At 71.3% G+C, this 20,901-nt stretch carries 22 protein-coding genes; 16 read left to right on the top strand and 6 right to left on the bottom strand.

Annotated features, from left to right (window positions below):
- Positions 1-10: 10 nt before the first annotated feature.
- Together ACZ4V1_RS29135 and cofC are read right to left on the bottom strand one after the other, a co-directional pair.
- On the bottom strand, positions 11-214 hold the full coding sequence (locus ACZ4V1_RS29135) for a hypothetical protein (RefSeq protein WP_468341775.1): 204 nt from the start codon (positions 212-214) through the stop codon (positions 11-13).
- Positions 215-223: 9 nt separating this feature from the next.
- Positions 224-862, bottom strand: coding sequence for a 2-phospho-L-lactate guanylyltransferase (gene cofC / locus ACZ4V1_RS29130; protein ID WP_468341771.1), 639 nt, complete (start codon positions 860-862; stop codon positions 224-226).
- Positions 863-1,005: 143 nt separating this feature from the next.
- Here cofC and ACZ4V1_RS29125 point away from each other — a divergent pair, with 143 nt between their 5' ends.
- The 3 genes from ACZ4V1_RS29125 (at position 1,006) to ACZ4V1_RS29115 (ending at position 4,110) form a co-directional block, all read left to right on the top strand.
- Complete coding sequence (locus ACZ4V1_RS29125; protein ID WP_468341768.1) at positions 1,006-1,854, top strand: lysophospholipid acyltransferase family protein; 849 nt, start codon at positions 1,006-1,008, stop codon at positions 1,852-1,854.
- The gene (locus ACZ4V1_RS29120) at positions 1,851-2,861 is read left to right on the top strand and encodes an NAD(P)H-dependent glycerol-3-phosphate dehydrogenase (protein WP_468341765.1); all 1,011 of its coding nucleotides are present in this window, start codon (positions 1,851-1,853) and stop codon (positions 2,859-2,861) included. Before ACZ4V1_RS29125 ends, ACZ4V1_RS29120 begins: the two co-directional genes overlap by 4 nt.
- Positions 2,862-2,952: 91 nt before the next feature.
- Positions 2,953-4,110, top strand: a complete 1,158-nt coding sequence (locus tag ACZ4V1_RS29115; protein ID WP_468341762.1) for a D-alanine--D-alanine ligase family protein — start codon at positions 2,953-2,955, stop codon at positions 4,108-4,110.
- A 243-nt stretch (positions 4,111-4,353) separates the two neighbouring features.
- Here the strand turns inward: ACZ4V1_RS29115 and ACZ4V1_RS29110 are convergent, their stop codons facing one another.
- Positions 4,354-4,587 carry an Lrp/AsnC family transcriptional regulator gene (locus ACZ4V1_RS29110; RefSeq protein WP_100571763.1) on the bottom strand — a complete coding sequence of 78 codons (234 nt, stop codon included), beginning with the start codon at positions 4,585-4,587 and terminating at the stop codon, positions 4,354-4,356.
- 227 nt (positions 4,588-4,814) lie between these two features.
- Between ACZ4V1_RS29110 and ACZ4V1_RS29105 the strand changes: the two genes are divergently transcribed.
- Both ACZ4V1_RS29105 and thiD read left to right on the top strand, forming a co-directional pair.
- Positions 4,815-5,783 (top strand): thiamine-phosphate kinase, encoded by a 969-nt coding sequence (locus tag ACZ4V1_RS29105; RefSeq protein ID WP_468341759.1) that lies wholly within the window; start codon positions 4,815-4,817, stop codon positions 5,781-5,783.
- Positions 5,780-6,577: a bifunctional hydroxymethylpyrimidine kinase/phosphomethylpyrimidine kinase gene (gene thiD, locus ACZ4V1_RS29100; protein WP_468341756.1), complete on the top strand. Its 798-nt coding sequence runs from the start codon at positions 5,780-5,782 to the stop codon at positions 6,575-6,577. Before ACZ4V1_RS29105 ends, thiD begins: the two co-directional genes overlap by 4 nt.
- Before the next feature lie 306 nt (positions 6,578-6,883).
- On the opposite strand, the gene rpmB is transcribed toward thiD, so the two are convergent.
- A complete protein-coding gene (gene rpmB, locus ACZ4V1_RS29095) occupies positions 6,884-7,069 on the bottom strand; it encodes a 50S ribosomal protein L28 (protein ID WP_003993230.1) in 186 nt (61 codons plus the stop codon).
- A gap of 267 nt (positions 7,070-7,336) precedes the next feature.
- Here rpmB and ACZ4V1_RS29090 point away from each other — a divergent pair, with 267 nt between their 5' ends.
- The 9 genes from ACZ4V1_RS29090 (at position 7,337) to mutM (ending at position 17,861) form a co-directional block, all read left to right on the top strand.
- Complete coding sequence (locus ACZ4V1_RS29090; protein WP_468341753.1) at positions 7,337-9,145, top strand: DAK2 domain-containing protein; 1,809 nt, start codon at positions 7,337-7,339, stop codon at positions 9,143-9,145.
- A gap of 101 nt (positions 9,146-9,246) precedes the next feature.
- Positions 9,247-12,477 (top strand): helicase-related protein, encoded by a 3,231-nt coding sequence (locus ACZ4V1_RS29085; protein WP_468341750.1) that lies wholly within the window; start codon positions 9,247-9,249, stop codon positions 12,475-12,477.
- Positions 12,474-13,241, top strand: coding sequence for a 16S rRNA (guanine(966)-N(2))-methyltransferase RsmD (gene rsmD, locus ACZ4V1_RS29080; protein ID WP_468341822.1), 768 nt, complete (start codon positions 12,474-12,476; stop codon positions 13,239-13,241). Before ACZ4V1_RS29085 ends, rsmD begins: the two co-directional genes overlap by 4 nt.
- 26 nt (positions 13,242-13,267) lie before the next feature.
- Positions 13,268-13,747, top strand: coding sequence for a pantetheine-phosphate adenylyltransferase (gene coaD / locus ACZ4V1_RS29075; RefSeq protein ID WP_468341747.1), 480 nt, complete (start codon positions 13,268-13,270; stop codon positions 13,745-13,747).
- 166 nt (positions 13,748-13,913) lie between these two features.
- Positions 13,914-15,038, top strand: a complete 1,125-nt coding sequence (locus ACZ4V1_RS29070; RefSeq protein WP_468341744.1) for a cell division initiation protein — start codon at positions 13,914-13,916, stop codon at positions 15,036-15,038.
- A gap of 157 nt (positions 15,039-15,195) precedes the next feature.
- Positions 15,196-15,840 carry a YceD family protein gene (locus ACZ4V1_RS29065; protein WP_468341741.1) on the top strand — a complete coding sequence of 215 codons (645 nt, stop codon included), beginning with the start codon at positions 15,196-15,198 and terminating at the stop codon, positions 15,838-15,840.
- 2 nt (positions 15,841-15,842) lie between these two features.
- Complete coding sequence (gene rpmF / locus ACZ4V1_RS29060) at positions 15,843-16,016, top strand: 50S ribosomal protein L32 (protein WP_003951102.1); 174 nt, start codon at positions 15,843-15,845, stop codon at positions 16,014-16,016.
- Positions 16,017-16,023: 7 nt separating this feature from the next.
- Positions 16,024-16,884, top strand: a complete 861-nt coding sequence (gene rnc / locus ACZ4V1_RS29055; protein WP_468341738.1) for a ribonuclease III — start codon at positions 16,024-16,026, stop codon at positions 16,882-16,884.
- 116 nt (positions 16,885-17,000) lie between these two features.
- The gene (mutM, locus tag ACZ4V1_RS29050) at positions 17,001-17,861 is read left to right on the top strand and encodes a bifunctional DNA-formamidopyrimidine glycosylase/DNA-(apurinic or apyrimidinic site) lyase (protein WP_468341735.1); all 861 of its coding nucleotides are present in this window, start codon (positions 17,001-17,003) and stop codon (positions 17,859-17,861) included.
- Here mutM and ACZ4V1_RS29045 read toward each other — a convergent pair.
- Both ACZ4V1_RS29045 and ACZ4V1_RS29040 read right to left on the bottom strand, forming a co-directional pair.
- The gene (locus tag ACZ4V1_RS29045; RefSeq protein WP_468341732.1) at positions 17,851-18,255 is read right to left on the bottom strand and encodes a winged helix-turn-helix transcriptional regulator; all 405 of its coding nucleotides are present in this window, start codon (positions 18,253-18,255) and stop codon (positions 17,851-17,853) included. The two genes, mutM and ACZ4V1_RS29045, sit on opposite strands and share 11 nt — an antisense overlap.
- A 90-nt stretch (positions 18,256-18,345) precedes the next feature.
- Positions 18,346-19,590, bottom strand: coding sequence for a CAP domain-containing protein (locus ACZ4V1_RS29040; RefSeq protein ID WP_468341819.1), 1,245 nt, complete (start codon positions 19,588-19,590; stop codon positions 18,346-18,348).
- A 198-nt stretch (positions 19,591-19,788) separates the two neighbouring features.
- Between ACZ4V1_RS29040 and ACZ4V1_RS29035 the strand changes: the two genes are divergently transcribed.
- Both ACZ4V1_RS29035 and ACZ4V1_RS29030 read left to right on the top strand, forming a co-directional pair.
- Positions 19,789-20,070: an acylphosphatase gene (locus ACZ4V1_RS29035; protein WP_073731596.1), complete on the top strand. Its 282-nt coding sequence runs from the start codon at positions 19,789-19,791 to the stop codon at positions 20,068-20,070.
- 379 nt (positions 20,071-20,449) lie between these two features.
- A complete protein-coding gene (locus ACZ4V1_RS29030) occupies positions 20,450-20,662 on the top strand; it encodes a hypothetical protein (protein WP_030188592.1) in 213 nt (70 codons plus the stop codon).
- Positions 20,663-20,901: the final 239 nt, after the last annotated feature.

Genomic DNA, 20,901 nt, shown 5'->3' with positions numbered 1-20,901 from the left:
ATCGGAACGATCAGAACGTCTGGAGCGTCACCAGCGTGATCCGGCGCTCCGCGCCCGCGCCCTCGGTCTCGATCCGCACCCGCTGCCCGGGCCGCAGCAGTCTCAGACCCCCCGCGTCGAACGCCGCCGCGTCGAAGGGCACGGGCGTGCCGTCGTCGAGCAGCACCTGCCCGCCGCGGCTTTCGGGGTCGTACGTATACGCGGTCGCCTGCATGTCGGCAGCCTACTGCCCTGCGATCAGCAACCGCGCCGCCACCGCGGCCGTACGGGGCCCCACCCCCAGCGCCAGCGCGGTGCGCAGATCGCCGCCGGTGTCGACGTCCTGCCGTACGGAATCCACCGCCCCCAGACGCAGTTCCACCGCGCCGGACGCGCGGTGGCGGGCCCGGGAATCCGTACCGAATGCGGGAGCCAATTCACGCCCCGGCGCCGCGGCCAGCAGAGTCGTGCCGATTCCGGCAGCGTCCGGGAGAAAAGCGCGCTGGAATTCCGTGGCCGCCGCCAGCACCCGCGCCAATTCCGCCGGCCGCAGCGCGGGCAGATCGGCGTTGAGCGCGGCCACCGGAATGTCGGGCCGGGCCGCCCGTACCGCGGCCGCCCCGTGTGCCAGGGCGGCGTTCAGACCGCCGCCGGGTTCGTCCGGGACCACCTCCGCGCCGAGCGCCGCGAGCTCCCGTGCGGCCCGTGCGTCGTCCGTGACGACTGCCACATCCGCCACCGCCCGGCAGGCCAGCGCGGCTGCCACGGTGTCCTGCGCGAACGCCAGCGCGAGACCGGGCCGCACCCCGTCGTCGGCGGTGTCCGACAGCCTGCTCTTGGCCCGGGCGAGGGGCTTCACGGGTACGACCAAGGTCCACTGCACGAGCGTTCCGTCCTTCTCTCGTCGCCGCCATTGTCACCTGGGAGATCTGGCGGTTCACTCGCCGGGGCGTACGGTGTTCTCGACAGACGGGCGGCCCGGGGCGACACTTGTCCGGCCCCAGGCCCTGGAGGAAAGGTGTCAGCGTGCCCCGCCGCAGAATCGGCTTCTGGTACCGCTTCGCCGCGGTGATCTGCAAACCGCCGCTCGTGGTTCTGATCAAGCGGGACTGGCGGGGAATGGAGAACATTCCGGCCGACGGCGGATTCATCACGGCCGTGAACCACAATTCGCACGTCGACCCCTTCGCTTACGCGCACTACCAGTACAACACCGGGCGCGTCCCGCGATTCCTGGCGAAGAGCGGCCTTTTCAAGAAAGGATTCGTCGGTGCCGCGATGCGGGGCACCGGGCAGATCCCCGTCTACCGCGAGAGCACGGACGCGCTGAGCGCCTTCCGGGCCGCGATCGACGCCGTGCAGCGCGGCGAGTGCGTCGCCTTCTACCCCGAGGGCACCCTCACCCGCGACCCGGACGGCTGGCCGATGACCGCCAAGACCGGTGCCGCGCGCGTCGCCCTGCAGACCAAGTGCCCGGTGATCCCGGTCGCCCAGTGGGGCTGCAACGAACTGCTGCCGCCGTACGCCAAGAAGCCGAACCTCCTTCCGCGCAAGACCCACCAGGTGCTCGCGGGGCCGCCGGTCGACCTGTCGCGGTTCTACGACAAGGAGATGACCGCGGAGGTGCTCAAGGAGGCCACGGAGGTCATCATGGCCGCCGTCACCCGCCAGCTGGAGCAGATCCGCGGCGAGAAGGCGCCCGAAACCCCCTACGACCCCCGCCGGGAGCGGATCGAGCAGCGCCGCCGGACACAGGCCCAGAACGAGCAGGCGCCGAGCCGGCGGGTCCAGAACCAGCAGGCACAGAACGAGCAGGCCTGGAACCAGCAGCCGCAGACCCGGCAGTCGCAGCAGGCAGAAGGGCAGAGCACGTGAGCAACCCGGTCAAGGCGGCCGTCTTCGGCACCGGATCGTGGGGCACGGCCTTCGGCATGGTCCTCGCCGACGCGGGGTGCGACGTCACCCTGTGGGGGCGCCGCGCCGCACTCGCCGACGCCGTCAACTCCACCCGCACCAACCCGGACTACCTGCCCGGCGTGGAACTCCCCGCGGGCCTGCGGGCCACCACCGACGCCGCCGAGGCCGCGCGCGGCGCCGACTTCACCGTCCTCGCGGTCCCGTCCCAGACGCTGCGCGCCAACCTCGCCGACTGGACGCCGCTGCTGGCGCCCGGCACGGTCCTGGTGTCCCTCATGAAGGGCGTCGAACTCGGCTCCGCCATGCGGATGAGCGAGGTGATCGACGACGTCGCCAAGGTCGGCGCCGAGCGCATCGCCGTGGTCACCGGGCCCAACCTGGCCCGGGAGATCGCCGCCCGCATGCCGGCCGCCGCCGTGGTCGCCTGCCCCGACGAGTCCGTCGCCCAGCGCCTCCAGACCGCCTGCCACACGCCGTACTTCCGTCCCTACACCAACACCGACGTCGTCGGCTGCGAGCTCGGCGGCGCCGTCAAGAACGTGATCGGGCTGGCCGTCGGCATCGCGGACGGCATGGGCCTCGGTGACAACGCCAAGGGCTCCCTCATCACCCGCGGCCTCGCCGAGACCACCCGCCTCGGTATCGCCCTCGGCGCCGACCCCCTGACCTTCTCCGGACTGGCCGGTCTCGGCGACCTGGTGGCGACCTGCTCCTCGCCGCTGTCCCGCAACCACACCTTCGGCACCAACCTCGGCAAGGGCATGACCCTCCAGGAGACCATCGCGGTCACCAAGCAGACCGCGGAGGGCGTCAAGTCCTGCGAGTCGGTGCTCGATCTGGCCCGCAGGCACGGCGTCGACATGCCGATCACCGAGACGGTCGTCGGCATCGTGCACGAGGGCAAGCCCCCGGTGGTCGCGCTCAAGGAGCTGATGTCGCGCAGCGCGAAGCCCGAACGACGCTGAGCGACGCCGGAACGCAACCTGTGCGCCCCCGCGCCACGCGGCCCCGCCGACGCTGTCTCGCGACCCTACGGGCGGGTACTCTCAACGCGATATGAGCACCGAGAACCTCCCCCAGAGCCCCGAGCAGCCGCCTCGCAAACCGCGTGTGGCCGTCGTGTTCGGCGGGCGCAGCTCCGAACACGGGATCTCCGTGGTCACCGCCGGCGCCGTCCTCGCGGCCATCGACCGGACCAAGTACGACGTCCTGCCGATCGGCATCACCCGGGAGGGCCGTTGGGCCCTCACCGCCGACGAACCGGAACGCATGGCGATCACCGAGCGCCGTACGCCCGACGTCGACGAACTGGCCGAGTCGACCGAGGGCGGCGTGCTGCTGTCCGTCGACCCCGCCAACCGCGAAGTCGTCTACAGCGAACCCGGCTCGGTGCCCAAGGCGCTGGGCGAGGTCGACGTCGTCTTCCCCGTGCTGCACGGCCCGTACGGCGAGGACGGCACCCTCCAGGGCCTGCTCGAGCTGTCCGGCGTGCCCTACGTCGGCGCGGGCGTCCTCGCCTCGGCCGTCGGGCAGGACAAGGAGTACATGAAGGCGGTGTTCACTTCCTACGGGCTGAAGGTCGGCCCGTACGCGGTGGTCCGGCCCCGCGAGTGGGAGCAGGACCGTTCCGGCGCCCGCAAGAAGATCGTCGACTTCGCCGGCGAGCACGGCTGGCCGCTGTTCGTGAAGCCCGCCCGCGCGGGTTCCTCCATCGGTATCACCAAGGTCGACGACCTCTCCGGCCTCGACGAGGCGATCGAGGAGGCCCGCCGCCACGACCCGAAGATCCTGGTCGAGGCGGCGCTGCGCGGCCGGGAGATCGAGTGCGGGGTGCTGGAGTTCGAGGACGGCCCCCGGGCCTCCGTCCCCGCCGAGATCCCGCCGCCCTCGGAGCACGCGTACTACGACTTCGAGGCCAAGTACATCGACTCCACGCCCGGCCTCGTGCCCGCCCCGCTCACGCCCGAGAAGACCGCCGAGGTCCAGCGGCTCGCCGTCGAGGCGTTCGACGCGGCCTCGTGCGAGGGCCTGGTGCGCGCGGACTTCTTCCTCACCGAGGACGACGAGTTCGTGATCAACGAGATCAACACGATGCCCGGCTTCACGCCGATCTCCATGTACCCGCAGATGTGGCAGGAGAGCGGCGTGAGCTACCCGGAACTGGTGGACCGACTGCTCCAGGCGGCGCTGCGGCGGTCCACGGGACTGCGCTGACGTCCCGCTTCGCGCACGCCCCGCGTCCGGTCCGGAAGGCGATCCCCTCGGGGATCGCCTTCCGCAGTATGATCACCGGGTTTCCCCAGCCCGCCGCCCGCCGGCGGCAGCGTCTTGTCCGGGTTCCGGCACAGCTTGGTGACCTCGTGTCCGGGCCGGGAACCACCGCCGGCCCGCTGCCGTCTGCCGAGGAGCAGCCTGCGGTGGCGATCAGCGAAGTGAGAGCGAGCGGGCGGAAGAGGGTCAGAGATGAACGACCGGGCAGGTCAGAGTACGGGTGATGCCGTCCACTTGCTGGACTTTGGCGACCACCATGCGACCCAGGTCGTCGACGGTGTCGGACTGGGCGCGGACGATGACATCGTAGGGTCCTGTCACGTCCTCGGCCTGGATCACTCCAGGGATCTTGCCGATCGTCTCGGCGACGGTCGACGCCTTGCCGACCTCGGTCTGGATCAGGATGTACGCCTGTACCACGGAACCTCCAGAGCGGCCACGAGGATCATGTGGGGAAAAGGAACGCCACGGTATCGCGCCGCCGCTCTCCGCGGGGAGACCCGCGGGGTGCGGGTTCCGCGCGCCGGGGTGCCGGAATGACACGAGTTGACGATCACGCCGACCGTGGTGGCGGTCATTTCGACCGTAACGAGGACACAGATGACGCGCGACCGGGCACGGACAGGGACGGAAGGGGAGCCAAGGCGATGAAGGGCACTGTTGGTGAGCTGGGAGAGTTCGGGCTCATCAGGGAGCTCACCTCCCGTCTCACCACGACCCCGGCGGTCCGGGTCGGTCCCGGCGACGACGCCGCGGTGGTGGCCGCGCCCGACCGCCGGGTGGTGGCCAGCACCGACATCCTCGTGGAGGGGCGGCACTTCCGCCGGGACTGGTCCACCGCGTACGACGTGGGCCGCAAGGCGGCGGCGCAGAACCTCGCCGACATCGCCGCCATGGGCGCCGTACCGACCGCGCTGCTGCTCGGCCTGGTCGTGCCCGCCGAACTGCCGGTGACCTGGCCGACCGAGCTGATGGACGGCCTGCGCGACGAGTGCCAGGTCGCGGGGGCGTCCGTGGTCGGCGGCGACGTGGTGCGCGGCGACACGATCACCGTCTCCATCACCGCGCTGGGCGACCTGCGCAACCAGGAGCCCGTCACCCGCGGCGGCGCCCAGCCCGGCGACCTCGTCGCGGTGACCGGCTGGCTCGGCTGGTCCGCGGCCGGGTTCGCCGTGCTGTCCCGGGGGTTCCGTTCGCCGCGCGCCTTCGTCGAGGCCCACCGCCGCCCCGAGCCGCCGTACCACGCGGGCCCGGCCGCCGCGGGCCTCGGCGCCACCGCGATGTGCGACGTGAGCGACGGACTGATCGCCGACCTGGGCCACATCGCGGAGGCCAGCAAGGTCAGGATCGACGTCCGCTCCGGCCAGATCGACATCCCGACCCAGATGAACGACATCGGTCAGGCCGTCGGCGTCGACCCCATGCAGTGGGTGCTCACCGGGGGAGAGGACCACGCGATCGTGGCGACCTTCCCGCCGGACGTGAAGCTGCCCGCCCGCTGGAAGGTCATCGGCGAGGTGCTCAACCCCTCCGCGCTGCCCCAGGTGACCGTCGACGGAGCGCCCTGGACCAGCAAGGGCGGCTGGGACCACTTCGGTGAGGACGCGGACTCGTGACCGCGCCCCTGGTCCTCACCGTGGCCGGCTCCGACTCCGGCGGCGGCGCCGGCATCCAGGCCGACCTGAAGACGATGCTCGCGCTCGGCACCCACGGCATGAGCGTGCTCACCGCGGTGACCGCGCAGAACTCCCTCGGCGTGCACGGTGCCTGGGAACTGCCCGTCGAGGCCGTGCGGGCCCAGTACCGTGCCGTCGTGGACGACATCGGCGTCCAGGCGGTCAAGACCGGGATGCTGTCCTCCGCGGAACTGGTCGAGACGGTCGCCGAGTTGATCGGCGGCACCGACGCCCCGGCCGTCGTCGACCCGGTCGGCGTCTCCAAGCACGGCGACGCGCTGCTCGCCGCCTCCGCGCTGGACTCCGTACGCACCAGACTGCTCCCGGTCGCCACCGTCGCCACTCCGAACCTCGACGAGGTCATGCAACTCACCGGCATACGGGTCGAATCGGACACCGACCTGCGCCGGGCCGCGGCGGCCGTGCTGGAGTACGGACCCCGCTGGGTGCTGATCAAGGGCGGCCACCTGGCCGGCGACGCCGTCGACCTGCTCACCGACGGCTCCGAGGAGCACTGGCTGCGCGCCCCGCGCCTCGACAACCGGCACACGCACGGCACCGGCTGCACCCTCGCGTCGGCCGTCGCCTGCGGTCTGGCGAAGGGACGGTCGGTGCCGGAGGCGGTCGCGGCGGCCAAGGAGTACGTCACCGGGGCGATCGCGGCCGGATTCGCGCTCGGTGGCGGCATCGGGCCGGTGGATCACGGCTGGGCGCTCGGGCGGGATGCCACCTGAGGTGAATCCGGCAGACGGTGCCCGCCGCCCCGGCTGCGGATGCGGCCCTCGGTGGGCGGGCCGAAGAACGTGCCCGCGTGGCCCTGGATCTCCGCCCGCGGGACGAGCCGCGCGCGGAGGCGGAAGATCATTCCGATACGCGGAAGGGGGCCGGTACGCGGAAGGGATCCGGTACACGGAAGGGATCCGGTACACGGAAGGGATCCGGTACACGGAGAGATCCGGGCACGGCAAAAAGCCGGCCCACCAGAGGTGGACCGGCTTTGTGCAGCGGACCAGGCAGTGGCCGCGCGCTCAGCTGTCGCGTCAGCGCGAGACCTTGCCGGCCTTGATGCACGAGGTGCAAGCGTTCACGCGCTTCGGCGTCCCGCCGACCACGGTACGCACACGCTGGATGTTCGGGTTCCAGCGACGGGACGTACGGCGGTGCGAGTGCGAGATGTTGTTGCCGAAGCCCGGCCCCTTGCCGCAGACGTCGCAGTTGGCAGCCACGGGTCACTCCAAAGACTTCAGATGCACTTACGGTTGATCCCGGCATGCCGGGATCAAGGTCTCGGAGTCGCGAACGATCCGGGATCTGAGTGGCGGTGCCAGGGGGAGAGCCCGATCGGGATCGGGCAACCGGAGCAGCATACAACGGCTGCTCCCGTACAACGAAACTACCACGGCAGCTCAGGGGTCCGCCCCCGGCCCTCTTCCGGTGGGCACCCTCCCAAGGTCTACGCTGCCTGCCACGTCCAGCAGCTCAGGGAGGCGCAGGTGGCGCAGGTGCCGCAGAGGTTCTTCGACGCTCTGGCGGTGCGCACCTGGTGCGGTCTGTCGCTGCGCGCGCTGGGACGGGCGCGCGAGGAGATCGACGCGATCAACGTCTATCCCGTCGCGGACGGGGACACCGGCACCAACCTGTATCTGACCGTCGAGTCGGCCGTCGCCGCGGTCGAGGCGGTGTTCGAGGCACACACGGTGGATAGGGCGGACGCGGCACACGTGGTGGACGTTACAGGCGTGACTGACGTCGTAACTGACGTGACGGACGTGATGGACGTGACGGACGGCGGGGGGCCGGCCGCGGGCGGTGGTCCTTCGCTGGCCGAGGCCGTGGGCGCCATGGCGCACGGCGCGCTGATCGGCGCCCGTGGCAACTCGGGGACCATCCTCGCGCAGCTGCTGCGCGGCATGGCCCAGGTGCTCACCGCCCGGGGCGAGCCCGCTCACACCGACGGCCCGGGGCTTCGGCTGGCCCTGCGGCACGCGGCCGAATCCGCCCGGCAGGCGGTGGCCCATCCGGTCGAAGGCACCGTCCTGACGGTCGCCTCGGCCGCCGCCGACGCGGCCGACGAGGCGACCGGCAAGGCGACCGGCGGTGCCGAGGGCGGTGCGGAGGCCGACTGTGCGGCGGTGGCCCGCGCGGCCTACGAGGGCGCTCGCGCGGCGCTCGCCGCGACCCCGGGCCAGCTGCCCGTCCTGGAGCGCGCCGGAGTGGTCGACGCCGGCGGACACGGACTCGTCACGGTCCTCGCGGCCCTGGTGGAGACGTTCACGGGCCGGGCGCCCGGAGCGGTCGCCGTGCCGCACGCGCGCGTGGCGCACGGAGGTGAGGCCCCCGTGGGGGAGTGCGCCGCGGAGGAGGACGACGAGAACGGCCCCGCCTTCGAGGTGATCTACCTCCTGGAGGCCGAGGACGCGGCCGTCGCACGGCTGCGGCGGCGGCTCGACGCCCTCGGCGACTCGCTCGTCGTGGTCGGCGGCGACGGACTGTGGAACGTCCACGTACACGTCGACGACGCGGGCGCCGCCGTGGAGGCGGGCGTCGAGGCCGGGCGGCCGTACCGCATCCGCATCACCCACTTCGGCATCGGCGACGCGCACACCACCACCGGCACCGAGCGCCCGCCCCGGGAGCGCACCCAGCGCGCCGTGGTGGCCGTCGTGCCGGGGGAGGGCCTGGCCCGGCTCTACACCGAGGCCGGCGCGACCACCGTGCTCGCGCGCCCCGGGGAGCCGCCCGCGAGCGGGGAGCTGGTCCAGGCCGTACGCCGGGCACACGCGCGCGAGGTCGTCCTGCTGCCCAACGACGCCGAGCTGTGCCACACCGCCGCCGCGGCGGCCGAGCAGGCCCGCACCGAGGGCATCCGCGTCGCCCTCATCCCGACCCGCTCCGCAGTCCAGGGCATCGCCGCGCTCGCCGTGCACGAACCGGAGCGGCGCTTCGACGAGGACGTGGTGGCGATGACCTCCGCGGCCGGCGCCACCCGGCACGCCGAGGTCACCGTCGCCGAACGCCAGTCGTGGACCACGGCGGGCATCTGCCAGGCCGGTGACGTACTCGGACTCGTCGACGGCGACGTGGCCGTGATCGGCGCGGACCTCACGGAGGTCGCCGCGACCGTCCTGGACCGCATGCTCGCGGCCGGCGGCGAGCTGGTCACCCTCGTCCTCGGCGACGGGGCCCCGGGGACCGTCGCCACCCACCTGGAGGCCCGTGTCCGCGAGGCGTACCTCGCCGTCGACACGGTGGTCTACCGGGGCGGCCGGCAGGGTTCGCTGCTGCTGATCGGCGTGGAGTAGCGCGGCCGGTACCGCCCCGGCCTTCCGGGAGGTGCCGGCCGTACCGCGCCGCCGCCGGTTTTCCGGGAGGTATGGGGCCATTGTCAGTGGCGTGGTGTGCAATGGATCTCGTGCCCGCACTGCAAGAACCCCTGAAGAAGGTGCTCGGCCCCGCCACCGCGAAGGTGATGGCCGAGCATCTCGGCCTGCACACCGTCGGCGACCTGCTCCACCACTACCCCCGCAGATACGAGGAGCGCGGCCAGCTCACCCACCTGGCCGACCTGCCCATGGACGAGCACGTCACGGTGGTGGCCCAGGTCGCCGACGCCCGCTTGCACACCTTCGCCTCGTCGAAGGCGCCGCGCGGCAAGGGGCAGCGCCTCGAAGTGACCATCACGGACGGCCACGGCCGCCTCCAACTGGTCTTCTTCGGCAACGGCGTCCACAAACCCCACAAGGAGCTCCTGCCCGGCACCCGCGCGATGTTCGCGGGCAAGGTCTCCGTCTTCAACCGCCGACTGCAACTGGCCCATCCGGCGTACGAACTGCTGCGCGGCAGCGCTGACGACGACGGGACCGAGAGCGTCGAGTCCTGGGCGGGTGCCCTCATCCCCCTCTACCCGGCCACCGCCAAGCTGGAGTCCTGGAAGATCGGCAAGGCGATCCAGACGGTGCTGCCCAGCGCACAGGAGGCCGTCGACCCCCTCCCCGGGTCCCTGCGCGAAGGACGGGGCCTGGTCGCCCTGCCCGAGGCCCTCCTGAAGATCCACCGTCCGCACACCAAGGCGGACATCGAGGAGGCCCGCGCCCGTCTGAAGTGGGACGAGGCCTTCGTCCTCCAGGTCGCCCTCGCCCGCCGCCGCCACGCCGAGACCCAACTCCCCGCCGTCCCCAGGAAACCGAGTCCGGACGGCCTGCTCGCGGCCTTCGACGACCGCCTCCCGTTCACCCTCACCGACGGCCAGACGAAGGTCTCCCGGGAGATCTTCGACGACCTCGCCACCGACCACCCGATGCACCGGCTGCTCCAGGGGGAGGTGGGGTCCGGCAAGGCGCAACCTCTCGACTCCCTGGTACTGACACCCACCGGCTTCCGGCGTATGGGCGCGCTTCGCGTCGGAGGCGAAGTGGTGGTGCCCAACGGGGAGGTGGCATTGATCGATGGTGTCTTTCCCCAGGGAGAGCGAGATGTGTGGCGGCTGGTGTTGTCCGACGGCAGCTCCGTCGAATGCGATGACGAGCACCTCTGGATCGTCGGCACAAGCCGTGGGTGGCACCGTGGCCAGGACCCCGAGATCCTGACCACCCGAGAGATCCGCATGGACACGTACAAGGCCGACGGATCTCCGAAGTGGTACCTCCCCGTGTCGACTCCGGTGGACCTCGGCGGAGATCGTCCCCTGCCGTTGGACCCCTATTTCTTCGGTCTGCTGCTGGGGGACGGTTCCTTCCGGCACGACCTCCGGTTGTCCACTGTCGACGACGAGATCCGGGACGCCGTCGCGGCGGCTGTGGCGCCCGAATGCCGCCTGGAGCCGGTGCGGGGGGCTCGCTGCGACTTCACGATTGAGCTGACGCGCAGAGCCGGCGGCGCGCGGAATCCTGTGATCGAAGCCTTGCGCGAACTGGGGCTGTGGGGTGAGACGTCGCACGGCACGTTCATTCCCGACATGTTCAAGAACACGTCGATCAAGAATCGCCTCGCTCTGCTGCAAGGGCTTCTCGACACCGACGGCACCGTGCACGCGGACGGCTTCGGCGTAAGCCTTCGCTCGGCCTCGCCCCGGCTGGCGAACGACGTCGCCTGGCTCGTGCGTTCTCTGGGCGGACGGGCACGCGTGCTCCCAGGCGAGGCGGCGTTCGACGTCTCGGTGGCGCTGCCGGACGAGTTCGCCCCGTTCAGGCTGGCACGGAAGGCCGGACGAATGCGTTCCCGGCCCGAGCACGACACCTTCCGGCGGGGGATCCGTGCGGTCGAGTACGTGGGGCGCAAGCCCGTCCAGTGCATCAGCGTCGCTCACCCGAGCCACGCCTATGTCACCGACCACTTCACCGTCACCCACAACACGATGGTCGCCCTGCGAGCCATGCTGGCCGTCGTCGACGCGGGCGGGCAGGCCGTGATGCTGGCGCCCACCGAAGTGCTCGCCCAGCAGCACCACCGGTCGGTCGTCGAGATGATGGGGGAACTGGCCGAGGGCGGCATGCTGGGCGGCGCCGAGCACTCCACCAAGGTCGTGCTGCTCACCGGCTCGATGGGCGCCGCCGCCCGCCGTCACGCACTGCTCGACCTGGCCACCGGCGAGGCCGGCATCGTCATCGGCACCCACGCGCTGATCGAGGACAAGGTGCGGTTCCACGACCTCGGCCTGGTCGTCGTCGACGAACAGCACCGTTTCGGCGTCGAGCAGCGCGACGCCCTGCGCGGCAAGGGCAAACAGCCGCCGCACCTGCTCGTCATGACCGCCACGCCGATCCCGCGCACCGTCGCCATGACGATCTTCGGCGACCTGGAGACCTCCGTACTGGACCAGCTCCCGGCGGGCCGTTCCCCGATCGCCAGCCACGTCGTCCCGGCCGCCGACAAACCGCACTTCCTGGCCCGGGCCTGGGAGCGGATCCGCGAGGAGGTGTCGAACGGCCATCAGGCGTACGTCGTCTGCCCGCGCATCGGCGACGAGGACGACGCCCCGAAGAAGGGCTCCCACAAGCCCCCCGAGGGTGACGCGGAGAAGCGGCCCCCGCTGGCCGTCCTCGACGTCGCCGAGCAGCTGGCGAAGGGCCCGCTCCAGGGCCTCGGGGTCGAGGTCCTGCACGGCCGTATGCAGCCCGACGACAAGGACGCCGTCATGCGCCGCTTCGCCGCCGGGGAGACCGACGTCCTGGTCGCCACGACCGTCATCGAGGTCGGCGTCAACGTCCCCAACGCCACCGCCATGGTGATCATGGATGCCGACCGCTTCGGTGTCTCCCAGCTCCACCAGCTGCGCGGCCGCGTCGGCCGGGGCTCCGCCCCCGGGCTGTGCCTGCTGGTCACCGAGATGCCCGAGGCGAGCGCGGCCCGGCAGCGCCTGGGCGCCGTCGCCGGCACCCTCGACGGCTTCGAGCTCTCCCGCATCGACCTCGAGCAGCGCCGCGAGGGCGACGTCCTCGGCCAGGCCCAGTCCGGCGCCCGCACCTCCCTGCGCGTCCTCGCCGTCATCGAGGACGAGGAGATCATCGCGGAGGCGCGGGAGGAGGCGGCGGCGGTGGTGGCCGCCGACCCGGAGCTGACCGGCCTGCCCGGCCTGCGGACCGCCCTGGACGCGCTCTTGGACGAGGAGAGGGAGCAGTACCTGGAAAAGGGCTGAGCCGCGGCCCCGCCCAGGGCGCGGGACCGGGCCCGTGTGCGGCCCGGCCGCGTGGGGCGGAGCATCGCGCATGGCTGAGCACCGCCACGATCCGGCACTCCGCCGCTCCACACGAGGCACCCCCCAGCCCCGCCTGCCAGACTGAACCGAACACACCCCACGACCAAGGACCCAAGATGACCCGCGTGATCGCCGGCAAGGCCGGCGGGCGCCGCCTGGCCGTCCCGCAGGGAACCGGCACCCGCCCCACCTCCGACCGTGCGCGCGAGGGACTCTTCTCCACCTGGCAGTCCCTGCTCGGCGGCCCGCTGGACGGCGAGCGGGTCCTCGATCTGTACGCCGGTTCCGGAGCCGTCGGCCTGGAGGCGCTGTCCCGGGGCGCCGGGCATGTCCTGCTGGTCGAGGCCGACGCCCGTGCCGCCCGTACGGTCCGGGAGAACGTCAAGGCACTCGGCCTGCCCGGCGCCGAGGTCCGGGCGGGCAAAGCGGAACAGATCATCCGCACCCCGGCCCCGGCCGACCCGTACGACATCGTCTTCCTGGACCCGCCGTACGCCGTCTCGGACGACGATCTTCGGGAGATCCTGCTCACACTCCGCACGGAGGGGTGGCTCACCGGGGAAGCGCTCGTCACCGTGGAGCGCAGCACCAGGGGCGGCGAATTCCGCTGGCCCCAGGGCTTCGACGCGATCCGGGCCCGTCGCTACGGCGAGGGAACGTTTTGGTACGGTCGCGCCGCCTCTACGTGCGAAGACGCACGATGACCGGACCGGAGAGCGAGGGAACTCAAGTGCGCCGCGCCGTCTGTCCCGGGTCGTTCGACCCGATCACCAACGGACATCTCGACATCATCGCCCGGGCCTCCAGCCTCTACGACGAGGTCTACGTCGCCGTGATGATCAACCAGTCCAAGAAGGGCCTGTTCGAGATCGAGGAGCGGATCGACCTCATCCGCCAGGTCACCGCGGAGTACGGGAACGTGCGGGTGGAGTCCTTCCACGGCCTCCTCGTCGACTTCTGCAAGCAGCGGGAGATCCCGGCCATCGTCAAGGGCCTGCGCGCGGTGAGCGACTTCGACTACGAGCTGCAGATGGCCCAGATGAACAACGGCCTCTCGGGCGTGGAGACGCTCTTCATCCCCACCAACCCCACCTACAGCTTCCTGTCGTCCTCCCTGGTCAAAGAGGTCGCCACGTGGGGCGGCGACGTCTCCCACCTCGTGCCCCCGCTGGTCCTCGAAGCCCTCTCCGAACGCCTGAGACAGGACTGAGCCGCGCCCCCGAGGCACGCCTGAGGCCACCGCCCGCCTCCACCCCGCCCGCACCCGCGCAGCCCCGGAGACTGACAATCCGTCACCCGGTGTCCCCCGGACACCCCAGGGTCGTACAGTCGTCCCGTCCGTCTCCAACACAGCTGTAGAGAGTGGCGAGCACACGGTGGACGTGCAGAAGAAGCTCGACGAGATCACCGCGATGGTCTCCGGCGCCCGAGCCATGCCCATGTCGGCCTCGTGCGTGGTCAACCGCGCCGAACTGCTCTCGATGCTGGAAGAGCTGCGCGCCGAGCTGCCCGGTTCCCTCGCCCAGGCCCAGGAGCTGATCGGCGACCGCGAGCAGATGGTCGCGCAGGCCCGCCAGGAGGCCGACCGGATCATCGAGAGCGCCCAGGCCGAGCGCGGTTCCCTGATCTCCGACACCGAGGTCGCCCGCCGCTCCCAGGCCGAGGCCGACCGGATCCTGGCCGAGGCCCGCCAGGAGGCCGAGGAGGTCCGCGCCGAGGCCGACGACTACGTCGACTCCAAGCTCGCCAACTTCGAGGTCGTCCTCACCAAGACCCTCGGCTCCGTCGGCCGGGGCCGCGAGAAGCTGCTCGGCACCGGGCCCGGCATCGACGAGAACGGCTACGAGGACGAGGACGCCCCCGAGCGCAGCCACGACCCGGAGATCCTGCGCCGCGACGCCGACGCCTACGTCGACACGAAGCTCGGCGCCTTCGAGGCCGTACTGGCCAAGACCCTGGACGCCGTCGGCCGGGGCCGCCAGAAGCTGCACGGCCGCATCGCCACCGACGACCTCGGCGCCCTGGCGGACGACATGACCACCGTCCAGCACTCCAGCGACGCGGACTACCTCGCCGATCTGGCCGGCCTCTCCGACGCCCCCGCCGGGCAGCCGCACCAGCGGGAGTACGGCGAGCAGCAGCCGGCGGCGGCACAGGTGCCGGCCCAGGCCGTGCCGGAGATGCCGACGCAGCAGCCGGCCTACGGCTACGCGCAGCAGCAGCCCGACCCGTACGCCGCCTACCAGCAGACCTACGGGGGCGGGCAGGACCCGTACGGCTACCAGCAGACCGCCGACCCGTACGCCTATCAGGGCTACGACGCCCAGCAGCAGGCGTACGACGGCGCCCAGGGCTACGCCCAGCCCCAGCAGCCGGAGCCCCAGCAGCCGCAGCAGCCCCCGCAGGCTCAGCCGCAGGCCCTCGACGAGACCAGCCTCTTCGACACCGGAATGATCAGCGCCGAGCAGCTGAGGGCCTACGAGCAGGGGCGCGGTCTCTAGGACGGGCACCGCCTCGAAAGCCGCCTCCGGGACCGGATTGGGCCGAGAGCGAATGGTCAAGTATCCTGGCTCTTCGGTCGCGCGTACGTCCGCGATCGCAGCTGCCCGGGAACACCGAAGGGCGGCATTCCCACAGCCACGAAGACCGAGAGCAGGAATGGTTCTGAACGCGCGCCTCGACCACCGCGATCCCCTCGTGTTCGACACACACGAGCTGGGACGGCGGCCCGGTGCGCTCCAGCGCCTGACCCGCACGGTCGACGCTCCCAAGGACTTCGGTATCCAGGGAGTCATCGGAGTGCCGGAAGGCGCCCCGGTGGAACTCGATCTCCGGCTCGAGTCGGTCATGGAAGGGGTGCTCGTCACGGGCACCGCCCGTGCCAAGGCCGCGGGGGAGTGCGTAAGGTGTCTGGAGCCGCTCGAGCAGCAGCTCGAAGCGGACTTCCAGGAGATGTTCTCGTACCCTGACGCCGACGACCGGGGCCGCCCTGTGGCGGAACCGGCCGACGACGCCGAGGAAGACGAGGACAGGCTCTTCGTCGAGGACGGACTGATCGGCCTCGAACCCGTGCTGCGCGACGCGGTGGTGCTCGCACTGCCGATGCAGCCGGTGTGCCAGGAAGACTGCCCGGGTCTGTGCTCCGAGTGTGGAGCACGCCTGGCGGACGACCCGGACCACCACCACGACGCCGTCGACATCCGTTGGGCGGCTTTGCAGGGACTCGCCGGTTCACTCGAAGACGGCGAGAAGGACGAGATGAGCGGCGCCGAACCTGGCGTCGACGAGAAGCAGGAGAAGTAGCCGTGGCTGTTCCGAAGCGGAAGATGTCGCGCAGCAACACGCGCCACCGCCGGTCGCAGTGGAAGGCTGCGGTCCCCACCCTGGTTGCGTGCGAGCGCTGCCACGAGCCCAAGCAGCAGCACATCGCGTGCCCGTCTTGCGGCACTTACAACAAGCGCCAGGTCCTCGAGGTCTGAGCGGCTGGTGAGAGGCACTGTGTCAGTCCCCAAGAAGGCGGAAGACGCCAAGGCGGACCCACCCGCCAAGAAGAAGGCGGACACCCAGGCCTCGTCCCACACGCTTCTGGAAGGGCGGCTCGGCTATCAGCTCGAGTCCGCCCTTCTGGTGCGCGCACTGACCCACCGTTCCTACGCGTACGAGAACGGCGGTCTGCCGACGAACGAGCGGCTGGAGTTCCTCGGTGACTCCGTCCTCGGTCTCGTCGTCACGGACACGCTGTACCGAACCCACCCCGACCTGCCCGAAGGCCAGCTGGCCAAGTTGCGGGCCGCGGTGGTCAACTCGCGTGCGCTGGCGGAGGTGGGCCGTGGGCTCGAACTCGGCTCCTTCATCCGGCTCGGCCGCGGTGAAGAGGGCACGGGGGGCCGGGACAAGGCATCCATCCTCGCCGACACCCTCGAAGCGGTGATCGGCGCGGTCTATCTCGACCAGGGCCTCGACGCGGCCTCCGAACTGGTGCACCGCCTGTTCGATCCGCTGATCGAGAAGTCCTCGAACCTCGGCGCCGGCCTGGACTGGAAGACCAGCCTCCAGGAACTCACCGCGACCGAAGGGCTCGGTGTCCCCGAGTACCTGGTCACGGAGACCGGCCCGGACCACGAGAAGACCTTCACTGCTGCCGCCCGCGTCGGAGGCGTCTCGTACGGCACCGGCACCGGCCGCAGCAAGAAGGAAGCGGAGCAACAGGCCGCGGAATCCGCGTGGCGGTCCATCCGGGCCGCGGCGGACGAGCGGGCCAAGGCGACGGCGGCCGCGGCAGCGGCCGAACCGGCCGCCGAAGCGACGGAACAGCCGAGCGCCGACGCCCCGTCGGCCACCGCCTGATCCATCCGCTCCGTCTGATTCACCTGATTCATCTGATTCATCGCGCGAGCCGAACGCCCGCCCCCACTCAAGGGGCGGGCGTTCGACTCGTCCACCCGCCCACCCGAGGGGATGCCATGCCCGAGTTGCCCGAGGTCGAGGTCGTGCGGCGCGGCCTGGAGCGCTGGGTCGCCCATCGGACCGTCGCCGACGCCGAGGTGCTGCACCCGCGCGCGGTACGGCGTCACATCGCCGGGCCGGACGACTTCGCCCAGCGCCTCGAGGGCCACCGCATCGGCACCCCCAGCCGCCGCGGCAAGTACCTGTGGCTGCCTCTGGAGGACACCGGGCAGGCGATCCTGGCGCACCTGGGCATGAGCGGTCAGCTGCTGGTCCAGCCGCACGAGGCACCCGTCGAGAAGCACCTGCGCATCCGCGTCCGCTTCACCGACGCCCAGTCCACCGAACTCCGCTTCGTCGACCAGCGCACCTTCGGCGGCCTGTCGCTGCACGACACCAGCCCCGACGGACTGCCCGACGTCATCGCGCACATCGCCCGCGACCCCCTCGACCCGCTCTTCGACGACGAGGCGTTCCACGCGGCGCTGCGCCGCAAGCGCACGACGATCAAACGGGCCCTGCTCGACCAGTCACTGATCAGCGGTGTCGGCAACATCTACGCGGACGAGGCCCTGTGGCGCTCCCGCCTGCACTACGAACGCCCCACGGCGACCTTCACCCGTCCCCGCACCGCCGAGCTCCTCGGCCACGTCCGCGACGTGATGAACGCGGCCCTCGCCGTGGGCGGCACCAGCTTCGACAGCCTCTACGTCAACGTCAACGGCGAGTCCGGCTACTTCGACCGGACGCTCGACGCCTACGGCCGTGAGGGTCTGCCCTGCCGCCGCTGCGGCACGCCGATGCGCCGCCGGCCCTGGATGAACCGATCCAGCTACTTCTGCCCGAAGTGCCAGCGCACGCCGAGGATCACACCGTAGGCAGCCGCTGAGCGTCGTACCGCTCACGCGAGGCCAGCACCTCGTCCATCCGCCCCTCCAGGCACTGGATGAGCGCGATCAGCCGCCCGGCCACCTCACGTCCCAGCGTTGTGAGCTCGTAGTCCACGCGGGGCGGATTGGTGGGCTGGGCCTCGCGGTGCACCAAGCCGTCGCGCTCCAGCGCGTGCAGGGTCTGGGCGAGCATCTTCTCGCTGACGCCGTCGACACGGCGCCGCAGCTCGTTGAAACGGAAGGAGCCCTCGTACAGCGCGCCGAGGGTCAGCGCGCCCCAGCGCCCCGTGACGTGCTCCAGGGTGACGCGCGAGGGACAGGCCCTGGAGAACACGTCGTACGGAAGATCCTGCTCCTCCGCGCGCTCTCGCATGGTCGACATGCACCCAGCGTACGTGAGCGCAGCGCTGAGTCGCAGGCAGCGCTGCGTCACGGACAGCGCCCCGGCGCCTCCTCGGGCCCCGCGGCTGCCTCAGTAGCCGAAGTTCTGGGTCCACCAGGGGCCGCCGGAGCCGAAGTGGACGCCGACCCCGAGGGTCTGGAAGTCGCAGTTCAGGATGTTGGCCTTGTGGCCGGGGCTGTCCATCCAGGCGTCCATCACGGCCTGGGCGTCGGTCTGCCCGCGGGCTATGTTCTCGCCGCCGAGGTTGCTTATCCCGGCCGCCTCGGCCCGGTCCCAGGGGGTCGCGCCGCTGGGGTCGGTGTGGTCGAAGAAGCCCTGCACCGCCATGGCCTCGCTGAAGTCCTCGGCCAGTTCGCGCAGCGCGCTGTTCGCGGCCACCGGGCTGCAGCCCACCTTGGCCCGCTCGTCGTTGACGAGCTTGAGCACCTGGGCCTGGGCGACGGCCTCGTCCGACACGGCGGCGGGCGCGCTGGGCCGGTCGGGCTTCTTGTCCGCCGGACGCGACGGCGTGGGCTTCGGCTTCGTGCTGGGGGTCGTCTTCGGCTGCTTCGTCTTCGACGGCGTTCCGGCCGGGGCGGCGGGCTTGGACGCCGATGCCGAGGGCGAGTCCGAGGACGGCGAAGGCGAGGAGGACGAGGGGGAGGACGACTCGGAGGAGGACTCGGAGGGGGAGGACTCGGACGGGGAGGACTCGGCGGACCCGGAGGGCGACGAGGACCGGTCGGAGCCGCGGCTCGTGGCGGAGTCGCCGGCCCGGCCGGCGTCGGCGCTGCCGGAGGTGCCGCCCTGCTCGGTCGGGCTGTTGGTCGGGGCGTCCTGGGACTGCACCCGGCCGCCCCCGCCGCTGCCGCCGCCGATCCGGTAGTTGTCGAGCCCGGGCACTGTGCCCGTGGCCACCGCCACCGTGCCGAGGGCGACCGCGGCGGAGACGCCGAGCAGACCCGTGCGGACCGGAGTGACGCCCTTCTTCTTGCGGCGGCGGTGCGTACCCGCGCGCTGCGGACCGTCGGCGGGGGCGAAACCGTCGCTCGGGAAGGGAACCGTGCGGCCGGCCTGCGGGTGCCCGTCGCCCCCGCCGCCGTCCGGGTCGTCCGGCGCGAACAGGTAGGCGTCGCTCTTCGCGCGGACCTCGGCGTACGCCTCGGGGTTCAGGTAGGGCGCGATCCCCATCGTGGGGTGGTCGTCCGCGCCCGGGGCCCCCGCGCCCGGGGACTGCGGGTCGCGGCCCCGTCCCGTCGGACCGTCCGGCTGATGGCCGCCCGCGGCGCGGCCCGTGGCGGCGCGGCCGGCGGCGGAGCGTCGGTGGCGTCCCATGTTCTGGCCTTCCTCGTCCTCGTCCTCGCGCTGCACGTGTCCTCGCGGTCGACTGCTCGCGGTCGACGTGTCCTCGCGATCAACACGGAACTCACACGTTCGAGTGAGTTTCAGGTGCGATTCATTGGGTGGGGACGGTACCGCATGGCGCCAGGGGGTGAAGTGTCCGGCGAGACATTGACTGGTTAGCTTGCAGTCATGAGCGAGGACGTACGGCTGGTCGCGTGGGTGCGCGGACAGGTTCAGGGTGTGGGTTTCCGCTGGTTCACGCGGGCCAGGGCGCTGGAGCTCGGCGGGATGAGTGGTTTTGCTCTCAATTTGGCCGACGGGCGCGTCCAGGTCGTCGCGGAGGGGCCGCGCGAGCGCTGCGAGGGCCTGCTCGAGTGGCTGCACGGTGACGACACGCCCGGACGCGTGGACGGTGTGACCGAGATCTGGGACACACCGCGAGGGGGCTACGAGGGCTTCGCCATCCGCTGACGCCGGACCGCGTGGAGGGCTCCTGGCGTTCGGTGCGGCCGTCCAGGGAGAGGTGCCCGGGGCGGAAACGGGCAGGTGGTTGCCAAGAACGACGTGCCGTGGCAGGCTCCGGACGCAGGATGATCGCCACGCCCCCAGGGGTCCGCAGGAGTCGCCGCGACGCCGTTTCCAGGCCGCGAGCCACCGGGCACCCGCCGATACGGGGCGTGATCGTGTTGACCGTCAAACTTTTTGGTGAGACGCTAAAAGCCCCGCGCACCTTAGCTGTTTGGCATGGTTGAACGGCAGAAAAAACTCCATAGTGCCAAGCACCGCGGGTGCGAATCCCTCACGACCCAAACCGCATCGGTCGGTCACTCATTGTGGAGGACCATCCATCATGGCAAAGGCGCTTCTCGGTTACGTCGGCGGCTCCGACCCTCGACTCCTCGCCGAGATGCGACGGCTCCAGCAGCGCGTCCAGGACCTGGAATCCGAGCTCGGACGAATCCAGGCGGAGAAGGACGCGTTGGCGGCTGCCGCTTCTCACGACAGGATCATGGAGAGCATGGAGAGCGTTGACGCACACCAGGCGGAGCCTGCGCTCACCTGATCACTGCATCGCTCCACACGGCACGGCAGTGGTCGGGCCCGCCCGTACAACCGCTCAGGTGTCAGAGTCTGCAAGGGACGCTTCGGCGTCCCTTCTTTCTTTCCTGCCCCCGTCTCCGCCGACCGGCCCGCCCCCGTGCATCCTTTCACCCTCTTCAACGTCTGATGTGCCCTGCACGTTCACCGGTGAAACCGCGGCGGTTCGCCGGTTCATGGAGTGAGACACGCGTGAAAGGTAGA

It is taken from the genome of Streptomyces sp. NPDC028991, from assembly GCF_055564775.1.
The sequence above is the reverse complement of the archived record's forward strand: the minus strand, read 5'-3'. Positions and strand labels throughout refer to the sequence as shown.

Excerpts from the sequence above, each read along its gene's own strand:
- ACZ4V1_RS29135 (WP_468341775.1), bottom strand. The coding sequence starts at position 214 with ATGCAGGCGACCGCGTATACGTACGACCCCGAAAGCCGCGGCGGGCAG.
- ACZ4V1_RS29105 (WP_468341759.1), top strand. The coding sequence starts at position 4,815 with ATGAAGGGCACTGTTGGTGAGCTGGGAGAGTTCGGGCTCATCAGGGAG.
- ACZ4V1_RS29045 (WP_468341732.1), bottom strand. The coding sequence starts at position 18,255 with ATGTCGACCATGCGAGAGCGCGCGGAGGAGCAGGATCTTCCGTACGAC.
- ACZ4V1_RS29115 (WP_468341762.1), top strand. The coding sequence starts at position 2,953 with ATGAGCACCGAGAACCTCCCCCAGAGCCCCGAGCAGCCGCCTCGCAAA.
- ACZ4V1_RS29030 (WP_030188592.1), top strand. The coding sequence starts at position 20,450 with ATGGCAAAGGCGCTTCTCGGTTACGTCGGCGGCTCCGACCCTCGACTC.
- ACZ4V1_RS29035 (WP_073731596.1), top strand. The coding sequence starts at position 19,789 with ATGAGCGAGGACGTACGGCTGGTCGCGTGGGTGCGCGGACAGGTTCAG.
- ACZ4V1_RS29040 (WP_468341819.1), bottom strand. The coding sequence starts at position 19,590 with ATGGGACGCCACCGACGCTCCGCCGCCGGCCGCGCCGCCACGGGCCGC.
- mutM (WP_468341735.1), top strand. The coding sequence starts at position 17,001 with ATGCCCGAGTTGCCCGAGGTCGAGGTCGTGCGGCGCGGCCTGGAGCGC.
- ACZ4V1_RS29085 (WP_468341750.1), top strand. The coding sequence starts at position 9,247 with ATGGATCTCGTGCCCGCACTGCAAGAACCCCTGAAGAAGGTGCTCGGC.
- ACZ4V1_RS29065 (WP_468341741.1), top strand. The coding sequence starts at position 15,196 with ATGGTTCTGAACGCGCGCCTCGACCACCGCGATCCCCTCGTGTTCGAC.